11 protein-coding genes are annotated in these 17,205 nt (G+C 42.3%); 1 reads left to right on the top strand and 10 read right to left on the bottom strand.

The genetic code is table 11. The annotated features are described in order from the left end of the window. From IG80_RS15835 to IG80_RS0109825, 9 genes are all read right to left on the bottom strand, one after another. On the bottom strand, positions 1 to 724 hold a 724-nt coding region (locus IG80_RS15835; protein WP_032113841.1), incomplete at its 3' end, for a hypothetical protein. Between the two features lie 30 nt (positions 725 to 754). Then, complete coding sequence (locus tag IG80_RS0109790) at positions 755 to 1,327, bottom strand: HEAT repeat domain-containing protein (protein ID WP_032113842.1); 573 nt, start codon at positions 1,325 to 1,327, stop codon at positions 755 to 757. Between the two features lie 3 nt (positions 1,328 to 1,330). After that, positions 1,331 to 2,941, bottom strand: coding sequence for a polymorphic toxin type 28 domain-containing protein (locus IG80_RS0109795; RefSeq protein ID WP_198027351.1), 1,611 nt, complete (start codon positions 2,939 to 2,941; stop codon positions 1,331 to 1,333). Positions 2,942 to 3,100: 159 nt separating this feature from the next. Beyond that, positions 3,101 to 3,505, bottom strand: a complete 405-nt coding sequence (locus tag IG80_RS0109800) for a hypothetical protein (protein WP_032113844.1) — start codon at positions 3,503 to 3,505, stop codon at positions 3,101 to 3,103. 35 nt (positions 3,506 to 3,540) lie between these two features. Beyond that, entirely contained in the window at positions 3,541 to 3,750 is a 210-nt protein-coding gene (locus IG80_RS0109805) for a hypothetical protein (RefSeq protein WP_032113845.1), read from the bottom strand. Positions 3,751 to 3,794: 44 nt separating this feature from the next. After that, positions 3,795 to 4,760, bottom strand: coding sequence for a VENN motif pre-toxin domain-containing protein (locus tag IG80_RS13445; RefSeq protein ID WP_156962168.1), 966 nt, complete (start codon positions 4,758 to 4,760; stop codon positions 3,795 to 3,797). Positions 4,761 to 4,886: 126 nt separating this feature from the next. Further along, a complete protein-coding gene (locus tag IG80_RS13450) occupies positions 4,887 to 5,348 on the bottom strand; it encodes a hypothetical protein (protein ID WP_052046325.1) in 462 nt (153 codons plus the stop codon). 9 nt (positions 5,349 to 5,357) lie between these two features. Beyond that, positions 5,358 to 12,266: a DUF637 domain-containing protein gene (locus tag IG80_RS0109820; protein WP_032113846.1), complete on the bottom strand. Its 6,909-nt coding sequence runs from the start codon at positions 12,264 to 12,266 to the stop codon at positions 5,358 to 5,360. Between the two features lie 1,071 nt (positions 12,267 to 13,337). Further along, positions 13,338 to 13,757 carry a VOC family protein gene (locus tag IG80_RS0109825; protein WP_032113847.1) on the bottom strand — a complete coding sequence of 140 codons (420 nt, stop codon included), beginning with the start codon at positions 13,755 to 13,757 and terminating at the stop codon, positions 13,338 to 13,340. 165 nt (positions 13,758 to 13,922) lie between these two features. Between IG80_RS0109825 and IG80_RS0109830 the strand changes: the two genes are divergently transcribed. Then, complete coding sequence (locus tag IG80_RS0109830; RefSeq protein ID WP_198027352.1) at positions 13,923 to 14,831, top strand: LysR family transcriptional regulator; 909 nt, start codon at positions 13,923 to 13,925, stop codon at positions 14,829 to 14,831. A gap of 249 nt (positions 14,832 to 15,080) precedes the next feature. Here the strand turns inward: IG80_RS0109830 and IG80_RS13455 are convergent, their stop codons facing one another. Beyond that, positions 15,081 to 17,093 carry an SEL1-like repeat protein gene (locus IG80_RS13455; RefSeq protein WP_052046326.1) on the bottom strand — a complete coding sequence of 671 codons (2,013 nt, stop codon included), beginning with the start codon at positions 17,091 to 17,093 and terminating at the stop codon, positions 15,081 to 15,083. Positions 17,094 to 17,205 lie beyond the last annotated feature (112 nt).

Here is a 17,205-nt window from a genome sequence, read left to right on the forward strand (position 1 = left end):
CTTCTTCATATGCCTCCACAGCATCATACATTGTCATGGCAACGCCAGCAACGTAAACGGCTCCCATGATTAGCGGGACAAAATTATTCTCTAAGGCATTTGTTGCAACTTCAAGACTCACATTTACATCCCGACCAGCTAACGCTGTGACAACAGACGCACCGAGCTTACCCCAGTTCATGGTTGCTCGGGTTTCATTGCGGATGAGATCCTTGTACGCCTTGCTACCAAACGCAATGCCTTCCCTACCTGCTTTTTCATCAACTCGAGCACGGATGTCTTGAGCATCATCTACTGTAAGATCAGCGACCAGCTCAGCCACCATACCACCTAAAGCGCCGGCAGCCGCATCGCCGCGAAGCGCACCAAGCCCCGCGCCCAAACCAGCATGCAATAACTTGTGTTCAATAAAACCGATCTTTGGCCCTTGGGGGTCAATTTGGCCATCATCGGTCAAGCCACCGTAAGCTTTACCAATCTCTTGCGCACAATATTTACCACCTACAGACACAAGGAAGTTGAGACCAGCAGAGCGCATTACATCACCGAAGTTTTGTTGACCCAGCGTCGCGCCAATTCCTCCATCTACCACCGATTTAATGGCAGAGTACTGCGCAATGTCAGCGAAATCAGTATAGCCGAGAGGTGCTTGGACACCAAGACCATCCAACACACCCGCACTCAACGCACTGCTGTCAATGATATAAAAAAAGAGGGCTATCAACCCTCCTTTTAAAAAGCTAATTGGATAATATTAAGAAGTCATCTTCACATTATATTTTTTGCAGAATTTTTCCAGCAGTTCTTTATCAATAAGCTCTTCTATATTGGGGTCAGACTTTACTTGAGGCCACTTCATGGGCGGAACATGCATGGCAACAACAATAGAATGATATGCTGACTGTTTGTGGAGCTTGTCATAACCAGGACTTGTTAATACATGATAGATATGTTCCGCAATTTCTAATTGTAATTTTTTAGCCGCATTATCGATAACCGCACCTAGAACAGAAACAGCCAAGTCTCTAACATTTTCATATTTATCTTCCTTTGCCATTTGAAATGCTTTTTCAGCATATTGAGATTGAAAAAGACGTCCTACCAAGCACCCAACCGTCCTCTCTCGAATAAAGTCATCCTCATCATCAAGATGGTGGGCAATTAAAGGAGCTAAAGATGTTAAGCCAGCATCAGTGGCAATAATAATTGCCATGTGCGGATCGGGATTATACTGAAGATGCCATCTTAAATCTTTAATTGATTCAGGCGACAAACATTCATTTTCCCAAAATTCTTCTTGAATTTCGTCTATAGTTTTAACGGCCATCTTTTAATTCCTTGGTACAAATTGCTTTGTATGATCTAATAATTTACTTGCTTCAGATAATTCTTGATGCAATGCTTGGCGCTCAACTTTTGGCAATTTTGTAAAACCTAGTCGATTTTTAATTGCTTTAATATGCCGCTCAAGTCCTTTTTGAGCCTGCTGGACTTTTTCAATATGATTGTACTCTGTTCCTCTTTGTTTAGCCAAGTCGATTTGTTCTCCTTTTAATTCTTTTTGGGCTGCGCGTAAAGTTGTTTGATTTTTTGCTTTGCCAGACCTTTCTAGTAATTCACGTTTGTATTTATTTGTGTTTCCTATTAACTTCTTCGACTCTTCAGAAAACCCTTCCTTCGCTTTTTCTTTTGCTATCTTCTTTGCCGAGTTCTTACCGCCTTCCTTCGCCCCTTGTTTAATAGCTTGTTTGCCGCCTTCTTTGGTTGCTTTCTTCACTCCTTCTTTCATCACAAGTCCAAGTAAAAGCTTACCCATATTGTTTTCAATCGCATTGGTGGCAACTTCAAGGCCCACACTCACGTCCCTACCAGCTAACGCTGTGACAACAGACGCCCCAAGTTTACCCCAATTCATGCTGGTTTGAAGTTCACTTTGAATCAGGCCTTTGAACTCTGGGCTTTTACGATCGATGCCTTCTATCTCTGCTTTTTCCTGCACCCGAGCAGCGATCACTTCAACATCATCTTTAGTCAAGTCAGCGACAAGTTCACCGACCATTCCGCCGATTGCCCCTGCTGCCGCGTCACCTTTGATGGCTCCAAGCCCCGCGCCCAAACCAGCATGCAATAACTTGTGTTCAATAAAACCGATCTTTGGCCCTTGGGGGTCAATTTGGCCATCATCGGTCAAGCCACCGTAAGCTTTACCAATCTCTTGCGCACAATATTTACCACCTACAGACACAAGGAAGTTGAGACCAGCAGAGCGTATTACATCACCGAAGTTTTGTTGACCCAGCGTCACACCAATCCCTGCATCAACTCCTACTTTAATGGCAGAATACTGCGCAATGTCAGCGAAATCAGTATAGCCGAGAGGTGCTTGGACACCAAGACCATCCAACACACCAGCACTCAACGCACTGGTCGCCAATGACATCACCCCGTCCCGCGACGCAAGTTTGCCCATGGTGGCTTCTAAGTCTCCACCGGTGGCAACCAATGTCGTCGTGATTTGGGTGCACAGGGCCGAGACGGTGGCCGAGATCATCGTCGCTGTCATCATCCCTGTTGTCGCCCCACAAGTACTGGCCACGGCAGCCCCAAGACCGGCAGTGCCAACACCCGCCGTACAGATGGTCGTCAATACGGCCACAACCGCAATCGCCCCAGCGGGGACTTTTTTCGCTTCAACTTTAACATTGTTCCAGGAATGCAGATGACGCGTGGCCTCTTCATAAATCCCATCAATGGTGAGATTTTCTCTCAATTGAGCAGAAATCAGTTTGAGTTTAGAGTCGCGGGTCACGATCTCTTTCACATCCAAGACAGTGGGTGCCATGACTTCTTGGCCTGCGTCCACTGTGATTTTGACGTTGGCGAATCGATTGCCATAGAATTGCTGTGATTTTAAGATGGCCGTGGCCACAACTGGCTCCACCAGCATGCCTTAAGGAAGCTGCGGAGCAGCAAGTACAGCGCTGGATTCCAGATCAGCGTTTAGGCTGCGCCTGCACTTACCGGGTATAATAAGATAGGATTACGAAATAGAAAATCACCATCTTGGAGAGGTATACAAATCACTACCGCTTGGAGTTATTTATGACTCTGCAATACTATTTAATAAATCCTTGATTATATTTTCAGCAGCGGCTCTATCTCCCGGAGAAGAATTCTGGTTATTTTTTAACCATAATTCTAAAGATTTTATTCCCTTTTCTGCTTTATAAATATGAAACTTCTTTTGAGCTGAGTCTCTCGATAATTTATATGATCTTATTGCTGAAGCAATACTACCATTCCCTACTTTTGACCAAAATTCATTGTTACGTTCCCATAGTAATTTTGATTTTTCACCCAAGAATGAATAAATCACTTTATATAACGCTGGATTACCACTCAACTCACTAATCAAAGTTTCTAATAATAAAACTTCCATTTGTGCTTGAGCTTCTATATCGGCGTTTTTTACATAATGTTCAATCTCCAAAAATATTTTTCTCAAATCTAATTCATTTTCTTTGTTGTATTTTAAAGCAGTTATAAGAGCATCACAAAAAAATCATATTTGCTATTCAAATCAATATTTATCTCTTCTACTTTTTCTTCTGCATATTCTTTCCACCATTCATGCTCTTTTAGTATGATTTTTTTCTTTTGTTTTAAAGATTCCAAATGACGATGATATTCTTCATTGTATTTCTCTTGAAGAATGGGGTTTTTTTGCACTAAGTGGTCGATAATATCCATTTTTACTTCTTTGCTGATAATTTTATTTATTAAAAATCAAAATTCTATTGAAGGCTATCAAGTAAGTCTTTTATCACATTTTCAGCAGCAGCCCGATCTCCTGGAAGTGGTCGATTTTCCGGAAGTGAGTTTTCCTTTTTCCCTAACCATTTACCTAAAGCTACAACTCCTTCCTTAGCTTTTTGCGTATGTGATTTTCCTCCAATGGGTAATCCTGTTGCTCTTTCAGACCTTACGGCCGCAGCAGTACTGCCGCTTCCAACTGTTGCTGTATCTCTATGTAGCTTTTTTAATAGGTTGTCTAATTCTGCATCATTTGCATAAGGCCGCTCCATTTCTTTTCGCAGCTCAGTTTTATATCTCTCATGAGTTGCCACATTTTTAGCACTGGATTTGCCTTCCACAGACGAAGAAGAGCTACCCGTCTCATAAAGCCGTCCCTTACCTTTTGGTTCGAGTTTGCCATCAAGGGTACGGCCGAGCTTTTCCGTTTTCGAGCTTGAGAAGGTGGAGGTAACTTTTTCCTTCCCTTTTTTCAGCAGCTCACCACCTTTTTCAATAGCCTTTTGTCCTATTGAGGTAGACTTAACCGCGTTGGCAGCTGTTTTAGCCACTTTACCGACAACTTTAACAGTGGCACCAGCTGCTGCCCCCATTGCAATATCTGTGGCAACGCTTTCAACCGCACCCTCAATACCATCCTCTTCGTAGGCTTCCATGGCATCATAAGCACTTATGGCAAGGCCAGCGACGTAAACGGCTCCCATGATTAGCGGAACAAAATTATTCTCCAGCGCATTGGTCGCAACATCAACCCCCACATCGACATCGTGGCCAGCGAGGGCGACGGCGACGGCGGCGCCGAGTTTGCTCCAATTCATTGTTGTTTGGACCTCATTGCGGATGAGGTTTTGGTAGTCGTCGCTACCAAACTCGACGCCCTGTTGTGAGGCTTTTTCATCAACTCGAGCACGGATATCTTTAGCATCATCTACTGTAAGATCAGCCACTATACCACCCAAAGCACCGGCGACGGGATCACCTTGGAGTGCTTAATAAGAGCTTCTCTGCTACCACAAGAAAAGATTATACTTGGTGGCAGCTTCTCTTACACCAGTCCAACCTATAAATATGTTTTACATTGATGAAATATTATTTATTAAATTTCTATACTCTGAATTTTTTCGATACTTTGGATCTGAGTTCATGATTTTCTTATTTTCAATAATTTTTTCCAAAATATTTTTAATTTTAGCAGGCATTTGAGTAGCGATTTTTTTCAATAATTCTGGCCGAAATTTTAGTTCTGTTCCTATAAGGCAGTGGGCCCATTCGGGAGCTTCCTTTGCAAGCCTTGGAAGCTCTTCAAGAAGAGCTTGTATAACAATCTCTTTATTTGCTGAAGCAAAAACACTATTAACGCTTTCTTGAGTACCATAATCATCTTTGTCGAAAAAAGTCTTCATGAGAACTCTCGCAGTCTCCAAAGAACAATTATCTTCTGCCTGATAAACTAGATCCACAAATTCTTTGTCCATACCAGGATTTTCTCTCTCATTAGAAATTTTTAGAAGCTTTTTTCCCCACTCAGTATTCATCTTTACCTCCTACTTATTATCTATGTACCCTTCTCGTTTAGAGTATTCTAACATCTCTTGAATGGCTTTATTATATTTTGTTCCAGCAAAACTACGAACATCTTTAATATCTTTAGTCATGGCATCCCTCATTTTACCTTGTTCTATAAGATTTTTAATTTGTTGCTTATATACTTTTGAAGATGCACTATTGCCCCAACTTTTTGTCTGGTAATGATCTTTTCTTTCCATCTGAATAGACGGGCCCATTTCACGAGGAATATTATTTACACTATCGGCTGGTATATGATGCCTTTCTATTCCCTTTCCTGTTGTTAGATCACCAAATGCACCTCCTTGATAAACATGATTATCACTAATATCACTTAAAATTCTGGTATCCGGCCCATGATGAGCGGTGTAGCCTTCATCTCTAGTCCTTATGTCAGATGGCGCACCCTCATATCCTCCTAAAGTAGGATAGGAATCTGGCATTGGGGTGATGAGTGACCTCGAGCGCGCCTCTTCGGTTGTGACGCCCTCATCCACCCATCTTGCCTCTTCTGGATGTCCATCCATTGCCGCTTCTTGAGAAGATTGGCTCTGAGCTTCTCTATAGTGATCAACTAAATCACTTGCCCCCTTGCCAGCTAAAACAGCGGTACTCACGCCGATCACGGCACTGCCTGCCCCTATTATAGCACTACTAATACCGGTAGCTTCCGATAAAGCGAGGACAGCGGCGACAATCCCTGGAACCAAGTTATTCTCCAGCGCATTGGTAGCAATATCAATGCCGACATTCACATCATGACCAGCTAACCCGACAGTGACGGCGGCGCCGAGTTTGCCCCAATTCATGGTTGTTTGAACTTCTGCACGGACGAGGTTTTCATATTCCTCGCTTCCAAAGGTAATTCCATGTTCGGCTGCCTTTTCATCAACGCGAGCACGGATGTCTTTAGCATCATCTACTGTAAGATCAGCGACCAGCTCAGCCACCATACCACCTAAAGCACCGGCAGCCGCATCACCGCGCACGGCCCCAATCGCCCCTCCCAGGAAGCCATGCAGGAGCTTGTGTTCTACAAAACCGATTTTTGGTCCATTGGGATCAATTTGGCCATCATCGGTCAAGCCACCGTAAGCTTTACCAATCTTGTTCGCTCCATAAAGAGCAGCACACTCATACACAAAGTTGACCCCCGCATTTTTCAGAGCCTCTGTCGCGCTGCCGCCCATAAAAGCAAAGTTCGTGGCACTTCGGATGGCAGTTGCTTTCATTGCATAATCGGCTGTCTTGGTCAACGTCAGCCCTTTAGCGGCAGGTTTGACCACTTTCAGCCGATCCATTACCCCTTCAGCAACCACGGAAGCTGCCAGAGACAACATCCCTTGTTTAGAAAAGGTGTCTTGGAGGGCATCTTCTATCTGGCCGCCATTCATAATCAACTTGGTACCTATACATTGGCACAGCGTGCTAAAGGCCGCCGACGCAACAGCTCCAACGCCCATCGATCCCGCTATACAACCTTTGATCGCCGCAAACAGTCCTCCACTAGCTCCGCCGCCGGTGACCACAGTCAAAGCCACCGCAATCACTGCCAGCACAGGCGCAGGAACACCCGTCTTTTTGATCTCCACATTTTCCCACGAATCCAGGTGGCGTATCGCTTCTTCATATAGGCCAATAATCGTCGTGTTATGGCGATCCATCTCAACGGAAACCAATCTCAGGGGAGAGTCTGTCGTCACAATCTCTCTCACATCAAAGACTGTGGGTACCATTAACTCTTTGCCCACATCTATCTTGATTGTTGCACCGGCAATCGCATTGCCGCTCTTTTGGTTCGAGAGATATCTGAAAAGCGCCACAACTGGCTCCACCAGCATCCCTTCACGCGTTTCATTGGTAAGCTTTTGGGCCGAGACTTGCACCCCGGCAAGGCGGGCTGAGGAGGTGTTATTGGTAAAGTGAATGTTTCTCGCCGCCATCAACAAAGCCGGCGTAATGACAGGCGTTTCCGTGTGGTCGTGCCTCGAGCTACTGGAAAATGTTTTGCGCTGAGTTTCATGAATATCGGTGACATTCATCGACCCAGCAGCCTGAACATTTGGACGGCCCCCATCAAAGATAATGTCCTCACCCACCTGTTCCCTGGCCCCAATCAGAGTGGTCGAAGCGTTAGGGTTTTGGTGGCGTAAGATACTACTGCCCCCCGCAAAAGTTTGATTAGGCGCATGGGTGTAGGTCGTTTCAGTCGTTATCTTTTCACTTTTTTTTCTGAAAAGACCGCGCCGTTTTATTTCTTTTGTCCTGACTGTCTTTTTAAGATCATGACCTTCAAGAAGAATATCTCCATGGGCGGATTCTCGGATCACATCCCCCAAAGCAAAGGTTTGTGCGCTAGTTTCGTGAATTCCTTGGGGACCGCTTATAAGAACATTGCTTTGCTCACTGATAAATTGTTGCGTCGGCCCTAAATATTCTTCCTCAGTATACACATTCCCATCTTGAGAAATATGTGTATGTTTTTCAGTAAACCTTGTTACCTTCCCAGCTTCAGATTTAATGGAAAGATGATCTCGCGCTACAACTCGATTACCGATAAATGTTTGATCTCCTATTGTGTGAGAGGTGATAGCAGTCGCTGAGGTGTCCCCAGATTCTGTATAAAAATTAATGTATTTTTTAGGAACCACAAGCATAGCAGCTAACTTTAATTGATCCTGGATTTGGCGAGCCTGGTAAGCAATTAATGCGCGTGTCGTTTTCGCTAAATCTCTTTTGGAAATAATGCCTGACTCATGCTGCTGACGCACTTCCTCAGCATTATGAAACATTTCATGGATAAGCTCATTGCCACTTTTCCCATCAATATTCAAAGTTCCCACATAGTTAGCCAACGCTTGCTCGATAATAAACTGGAGAGGCAAAGGATCGATCATAAAACGCTGCAAGGGATCCATGGGTATCCTTGTGTGAGATCCCTCGTGATAATAAAGAAGCTGATCAACACTTGGAATAGTCCCCCCTGAAAGGGCCACATCTGTTGTCACATGCCCATCTGGTAACGCTTTGATGAACCCGTGGGGCCCATACGACTGTTTGGCCCATTCCACCAAATCAAGCATAATATGTGTATCAGGAGATGCCTGGCCAGAGCGCTGCGAATTTACATTTCTTGCCAGGAGAGAATCAGCATTAAAGCTGATAACAAAAGCGTTCGTGGTACCGCTTAATTGAATATGACCCGTGTCAATGCTCATCGTTTGACCAGCCATCACACGCGCGGCAACGGTAGGAAACAAGACATCGGGGAAAGCATGTGTTACGTGAAAGTAAAGGTAAACTAAATGGGAGGGTTTTAAGGCTTCATTTTTAAAAATCCCGTTAAATGGTTGGGTAGGACTGGCTGCCACTCTCCCATTATGGTAAATGCTGTTGCTTGCATAAATATCATTGGCAACGTTGATAACACTTTGATTGTTAAAATGGATATTTCCTCCAGAGTGGAGAGTGGTTTTATCTTCGTTCACCAAGCTAAATCGATTGTCTGTCTGTCCCCGCTGTCCACAGGGATAATAAAGATAATGCTCTGGTATGGAAAGGTTGACCATGGAAGTACGAGCTTGGTTATATTCTTTCCCCTGACAATAAATATCCCCTCTGGCACGAATGTTGGCAGCCTTCGCGCTAATGACGCCGTAATCAAGATTGGCGCCAAGATAAAGATATTCTTGGGCAAAAACTTCCCCTCTTATGGAAAGATTACCCGCATCCGCCTGAAGGATAAGCGGCCCTTGGCTGGCCACATAGGCATTATTCGAGATTGTTTGAGTATAAGGAATGGTGGTAACCGACTGGTGCGCAGGGCTGATACGAGAGCCCGGATGCCCTCTGTTCCAATACTCATTAAGGTAAGCTGTCATATAGGCGCCAGCGTCTGCTGGGATAGCCTTCTCACTGCCTACAAAGATAGATCCTTGAGTGGCGTGGAGGAATGTATTCCCTCCCCCACAAATTTTACTGTACCGAGCATCAATAACGGAAGCCTCAAGAGTTAATAGACCGGTTGTAGTCAGGCGCACCAGAGCGTTATTATGAAGGCCACAACGAAAGTCGCCTTTGGCATACGCTTCCATTTTGTTGGCTGCCAAATCCTGATCTACATGCAGATGGCCAGTTAATTTTAAGACTAAATGGGGCATGGAAAGTTGAGTTGCCTGGGAAACTTCAAAATTGGCCGCCTCCACCTCCAAACGCGGAGCATTCAGATTAACAAGGTTATGAGGTGTCAGGGTTTTCCCAGGTTGTTTGTAGACCAGGGTGTCTGCTTTCCATGTTCCTTGATGCGGCGACGGTAAGTCATAAACTAAGGTGTTTTCGGCAGAGATCTTTGAGGAGCTGCGAATCGTTTGAACTGAAACTACTCCTTCGGGTCCTGAGGTGGCTATTCCTGAGGCAGGCGCTTTTGTAATCGTCCACCGCGGACCATAGAGGTTGATCTGGCATTCATCATGATTTTCCCACATATCAAAGCTGTAGGAGCCACCTTGATCAAATTCTGTTTTGCCACCAGAATAATTAATGAGCGTTCCGTAGGTGCCCCCCTCATGAAGAGCCAAAGTCCCATAATTAATAAGGTTAAGGGGTGTAGCGCTACGGCTCGCTTTTATCAATAAAATCCCTTGGTTTCTTAACGTGGGATTAGAAAGGTGAATTTGAGCATCCAGCAGATCAAGTCGCCCTGTATTTTCTAGGGCGTGCTGAATAATCAATTTTTGATACACTTGAGCGATACCGCTATTAATCAGTGAAGTTAAGGAGGCAAATTCATAAACGCTTAACTGACCATCATTATAAAAAGCTTCTTTCAGACAACCTAACTCATTGGCCCGCATGGTCCCGGTGTTGCGAAAATCCTTCTGGTTCAAATAGGCGATTCCCACCTCTAAATCGCCGGCATTGGAACTGTTGATGGTGTCGTTCTGCTCCATCCACAGCTTGTGTATGTTAACCTTGCCTGCGCCTAGGATAAAGTTCTGCGTTAAGTGGGTGACGTCAAGATACCCTGCGGTGATAGTTGCTTCCCGCCCCAGCGTAGGATTTGTTTGATTTAAGAAGCTTGCAACGCTAATTGTGGCAGGCGCCTCAGCATTCCCGATAAGCGTTAATTGTGAATTATTGAGGAAGCTACCCTTACCCGTTATCTCATGGAATTGGAGGGTCCCTAGGTTTTTGGCGCTCCCTGAAACATGATGAATCCCTAATTTAGTAAGCTCGGCTTTTCCACGATTGAGAAAACTCACCCGATGATCCGGGGTTTCTTGGCCCCCTAAGTTTAACTCCCCCACACCCATCTGACCATCATTCGTAAATAGGTGATGATTCAAGGTCATCTTACTGGCAAGCAAAGTACCAGAGTTTTGATACTTTGCCGCTTGAGCACCTCTTTCGATCAAGAGAGTATCTACCTCTACTTTTCCTGCTTTTAAAAGCAGTTCTTTCACCGTCGACTTAATGGTGGCATGACCCCCTACCACTTCAGCTGTTTTACCTGTGGCCTCGACGGTTTCGTTGGTAAAGTTTTTGATCGCGATGACTGCCGGTGCCTGTGCATCCCCGACCAATACCAGCTTGGATAGATTCTCGAAATAGCCTTGGCCCGTTATTGATTTTGCGCAAACAGTCCCTTTATTGGTCACCGTTCCGCCACGCTTCACATTTACTGCGTCTGTTTCAAGAACACCATAATTCTCAGCATTCGTTGTTGTGACCGCACCCCCTTTGAGAATCTTTCCTGTGGGAGCATTAACCAGGCGAGCTGCCGTAATAGAGGCCCCTTCAATTGTGCCTTCATTGGCAACCGTTTCACAGACAGACATCACAACACCGCTGTTATCCTCCCCACCAATAGTCCCCTTATTAAGCACATTACCCTGGGCAATGACTTTATATCTCTTTCCTGTAATCGATCCTTGGTTATCAATCCCGCTGTTTAAGGCATTAAGGTTGACTGTGTCATGGGCGTCGATAGTACCCGTATTGGAAAGCGCGCGGGTCGTAATAAGGTCAACATTGCCGGCTTGAATGGCTTTGTGGTTGTGCAGCTCGCCCAGATACCCAGCTACAAGGCCTCCAACCATCTCCCCTTTATTATGTAAAGTTCCCTGGCCTGTTAGAATAAGTTGGCTCTCACAGGTCAAAGTTTTGTGGTTTTCAAAAGTACTGCCTTTTTCAATATGAAAATGCATATCCCCCAAACTGCCAATCATCCCCCGATTTTTCAGAGTTCCTCGCAATAAGGAAAAATGGGGCAGAGTCACAGTTGCATTTTTCTTGATAATAGCTTCAGACTTTGAATCGCGTAATTTGAGACGGGTCTCAATCACCGCCACGTTATTGCCTAATGTCACCTGAGACGCTTTTAGCTGAAGCGAGTTGAGAGCAAAATTCTGGAGCTCAATTGTCCCCGAACTGGACAGCGTCAGATTATGTAAACCATCATTTTCCCCGGTGACTAACACTGACCCATCACGTAAGATGAGAAAATCTAATCCCTCTAAGGCCTTGGTTTGCCACTTATAACCAATCATCCCATGCTTTTCATGATCAACAGAGGTGAGGGAATTCTCTTCCATAAACCGTTGAGAAAATTCATGGCTATCGGAAATGAAGGTCTGAAAAAGGGTTTCTTTTTGGCTTGCCCTATCTTCAGAGCCAGATTTCTTTTGAAGTTTTAGCTCAACTCCCCCGAGCTTGACCTCCTCATCAAACACGATATTTCGGCGTTTGACCTTAAGTTTAAAATCAGTTTCCTGCCAATGGTTCCACGTTAAGCTTTCAGCAACTGCAAAACTCGGGACGATGCTTAAATGAAGATAATTGACAAGTAAAAAATAAACAAACAACCGCTTGAGAAAAGTGACAACCATGGGAGTAAAAGGCCTAACATTAATTTTTTGTTAAGCAATACTTAGAAACTGTTAAGAAAATTTCAACGAGAAAAACACTCTAAAATCGATGCTTTTTCTCTTTTTCTCATTTTCTCTTCTGAAAAACGCCCCTTTAAAATTTTTTCACATCAATTTTATGGGTGACTTTATAAAAATTTGAAGAGAATTATGGCTTACTTCCTTATTTACCTGAACAAGGAGATATTTATTTTTTGCGATAGCATTTACGCTCTGTGCACTTAGATTTATTATAAAAATTATCCAAAATGGCCCCATGATGTAGGCAGTTATAAAATCGGTTTTGGATTACCTAAGAATTTTAATATTTAATACAGAGATTTATAGTGAACTAAGCCCTCGATTCCTCAATGAGGTTAAGATATGAAACTTAGCGCGGACGCAAAATCGCAATCTGCTCATTATGACTTTAAATATGGCGTTGATTATAAACAGTCGATCTTGGAGAAAGAAAGTTTTTATATCTGAAAAAGGTATCATCAGTCCCCTTTCCCCTTCGCGGATGACGGTATCTATAATCTCACTAAACGATGATTTGATGAAATTTCTCCCCCCTCCTATTTCAAATACTATTTTTCAAATACTTAATAGCTTTATATACTTGTCTCATATTTCATAATCTTATATTCTCATTATATTTGGCTATTTATGAGAATATGGGGCTTTTTTATCGGTATTTAAAGGTTTAATACTTTAAAAGATCTGTTAAAAAACATGTGTATTAGGCATCTTCGCTCGGTAGAAAAAGGAATAAATAAAGATGGAGGAAAGGAATAAATCATGCTTTCCCTCTCTCCAAAATTAATAGATCATTTTAAATTTTATTTTCTATTGTACGAATCCTTCAATTAGTTAAATTACTGGCGTCCTCTAAAGTCTTTTTATTCATTGGATCTTGTTGCTCGAATTCTTTAGCTTGGAATCCTCTTTGGGCCGAAGAAGACCTTATTTCCATTACATATCCTTGAGGATCGCACGCAAATGCCAGGTGTTGTACATGATCTGTATTTGCATTTACAATAATTGGTTCTATTATAAATCTGGCTTCATTTTTTTTAAACGCTGGATAATCCCATCAAATTCATTCTTGGTTAAATTGTAAAGGCCCCAATGTTGGCTACTAACAAAATATGTATCTCTTATCTTATTTAATTTTAGTATGTCATTGGGAATAGAATTAACTTCGCTCATCTCTACTTTAGGTAATTGATTAAATGAAATAATTATAGGACCAATTTCCAGAGCATAGACAGGGTTACCTTCGGGCGTAGTACCTTCATTTACAGGCACCCGAAACACATCTACATAAAAATTTCTTGCTTTTTCAATATCCTCCACAGGCAAGGCTAAATGCGATTTTGTATTCATATATTTTATTTCATTATCTTTATCACATCCAAAGCATAAAATTGGAAATGTTAAAAATACTACTAAGGGAAATAATTTATTCATAATAGTTCTCCTTTTAATAAATTGATGTTGTGTTATTTATTTGTCTTTCTGACATCTCTAATTGTCGTTCAGAAGGGTAACATTTGGAAGTAGGGTTATGGTTTAAGGGTTTAAACTTCTAGTAGAGCAAATAAAAAAATGAGTTTGCGATTAATGAGTATAGATATGAATTTTCAACAATTAAAAATATTCGTAAGTGTAGTAGAATGCCAAGGATTTAGTGCAGCTGCACGCCTTTTAAACCTTTCACCTATGGCAGTTAGTAAACAGATAAGAAGCCTAGAAAATATATTAAATGTGCAACTGATAGAAAGAACTAGTACAAGATTTCAAATTACAGAAATAGGATTACTTCTCTATAAGCATGCCATTCATATTTTAAAGGATATAAATAACCTTAAAGACATTGTTTTATCTTTTCATAACGAACCTAAAGGTGAGCTACGAATATTTTCTAGCATCGCATTTGGTGAAAAATATATTATCCCTAACCTTAAAGAATTTCTTCAAATTTATCCTAAGATTTTATTAAACCTAGATTTAAGTGATCGAGTGCCTGATGTTCAAAGAGAAGGAATAGATGTATGCTTTGGCCTGGTTTCTCATTGGGATGTAGAGCTTATACAGAAAAAACTTCTTGAAGGTACCCCCTGTATATTAGCAGCTCCCTCTTATATAGAAAAATATGGGGAACCTTATGAGCGTAAAGACCTTTCAAAATATAAATTTATCTGCCATTCTAATAGACCGGAGCCTCTAAGTATTAACTTTTCAAATGGTGACGTGATAGATATTAAGCCTAGCATTTTCATTAATAATCATAAGGCTTTCCTTTCTTGTGCTATTGAAGGATTAGGGTTAATTTATACTTATGACTTCCTTGCGAAAGATTTAATAAATAAGGGACAGCTTAAGAGAATACTTAGCGGCGAAGAAACACCAAAAGTTAGTTATTATAGTTTTTACTCTCCTACACATCATATTAAACCTGCCTCTAGGCTTATGCTGGACTTTATTTTAAATAAGATATCTATAAATGGTACCAACATAGCTTATAGCGATAGGAATATCTGACTGCGTAGCCCACAACACTTTTGGGTATCAGGTACCCTTTGTAATGATCTCTCATCGTAAAATCTTCCTTTTCTTATTGGAAGATTTTTACAATCAAATCTTATTCCATTCAACAATTTGACGATGCCTGCAGATTAGCCACCAAGTAGTTTTTTAATGTAGCAATTTCCTCTTCGTTACTATTTTTTGTTTGCTTCTTTTCTATAAGCTAGCAAGGAGTTGTACCGGAAAGCTAATCTATATAATAGTTCATCCATTCCATATTCTTGTAATAAAGAGGTGATTACGATAAGCTTCAGATTCTTTAATTATACCAAGAATCATCGAATTAATTTCTTTGCAAAGCTCCCTCTGATCTTGCAAAATATTACGGTGCTCCTTTAGTTTTTTTATGATTTCTTGTAAAGCGAGTCTTTTTTCTGATTCCTCATTAGCGGCATAGTACGGCTCTAAAAATGCTTTCAAAAAATGATGTTGGCTTTCTTTTGCATATTTTAATCCTAACAAAATACCCTCCATTTTTTTATCAGTATCACGTTGAGGTGTTGTAGAAATCAAAATCTCCTGCAAAATGGTGATTGAACTTTCATAAATCCCATATAATTCTTCTAATTTCTCATGGAGTTTTGCTGATTTTAGAAGGTCAACCATATCAGGTGAAGTTAAGCAAAGATAGGGTGGCAAGTCCTCTCTCAGTTTAAAATATAAGTCAGCGATGCTTTTTTTGCTGGCAACCATTTCCAGGGAAGGAGTTGGTGCCGTAGGGTTCATCTTAAGGCAGCTAATCAAAAATCCAGGTTCATTAATTTGGGTCACTAACTTTATATAAACATCACTCAGATTACCAATTTGGTGGCTCAAAGCTTTAAGAGAAGAATTCTCACCAAAACCACGGCCAAAACCACCGCCCGCAAAACCTTCTAGAAAGATATGGTGATCCTTTAAGCTTTCTAAACTTTCTTTTAGATTTTCTATATCTGTCTGTGGTCCTTCTAGCGTTGGGGTGGGATTGTAGTTGGTTAAGTCACAAGTAAAAAAGCGCTGAAGGGCTTGTTTTGCTTGTGGAAGTTTTGGGTTTAGTTTTAGCGCTGAGGTATACATCTTCACGGCTTGTTGATAATTTTGAGTCGCTCCTCTTCCGACCTGATACATTACCCCAAGGCTACCTTGAGCAGTAGCATGACCTTGCTCAGCAGCCTTCGTGTACCATTTGACAGCGTGATGATCGGCTTCTTCTCCTTTAGGTATTCCTGCACGGCCTTGCGCATACATTCCTCCAAGGCTAAATTGAGCAGTAGCATGACCTTGCTCAGCAGCCTTCGTGCACCACTTAACAGCTTGCTGATCGGCTTCTGGCCCTTGAGGTATTCCTGCACTGCCTTCTAGATACATTCCCCCAAGACTAAATTGAGCAGTAGCGTGACCTTGCTCAGCAGCCATAGTGTACCATTTGAAAGCGTGCTGATCGGCTTCTGGCCCTTTAGGTATTCCTGCACGGCCGTCTAGATACATTCCCCCAAGGCTACATTGAGCATTAGCATGACCTTGCTCAGCAGCCATAGTGTACCATTTGAAAGCTTGCTGATCGGCTTCTTCTCCTTTAGGTATTCCTGCACGGCCGTCTTGATACATTACCCCAAGGCTAAATTGAGCAGGAGCATTACCTTGCTCAGCAGCCTGAGTGAACCATTTGGCAGCGTGATGATCAGCTTCTTCTCCTTGAGGTATTCCTGCACGGCCGTCTAGATACATTCCCCCAAGGCTACATTGAGCATTAGCATGACCTTGCTCAGCAGCCTGAGTGAACCATTTGACAGCGTGATGATCGGCTTCTTCTCCTTGAGGTATTCCTGCACGACCTTGCGCATACATAAACCCAAGGTTATTTCGAGCATTAGCATGACCTTGCTCAGCAGCCTTCGTGTACCATTTGACAGCGTGATGATCGGCTTCTTCTCCTTTAGGTATTCCTGCACGGCCGTCTAGATACATTCCCCCAAGGCTACATTGAGCATTAGCATGACCTTGCTCAGCAGCCTTCGTGTACCATTTCACTCTTTCAACGTTTTCAATCCCTTTGGGTGGTAACTGTTCAAAAGAAGTCGTCTCACTATAAACTTTTTCTTTCTCGCTGGGGGGATTTAATCTCATTTTCTTGCGGGGAGGAGGAAGGTCACCCTGGGGATCATCCTCTTTTTCCATAGCGTTCAAGTTTAAAATAAGGAGGGAAGAGATTAAAAAAAGACAAGAAAAAGATTTCATTATTATGCTCGCTTAACTTATTATTTTTATTAGCCTTGAATAGGGCATGTTTTTCACATAAATAATCTACTTATTACTTTAATGAAAGGATAAAATTCCCCCCTCTTTTTCC

It is taken from the genome of Candidatus Paracaedibacter symbiosus (assembly GCF_000757605.1).
Lineage (GTDB): Bacteria > Pseudomonadota > Alphaproteobacteria > Paracaedibacterales > Paracaedibacteraceae > Paracaedibacter_A > Paracaedibacter_A symbiosus.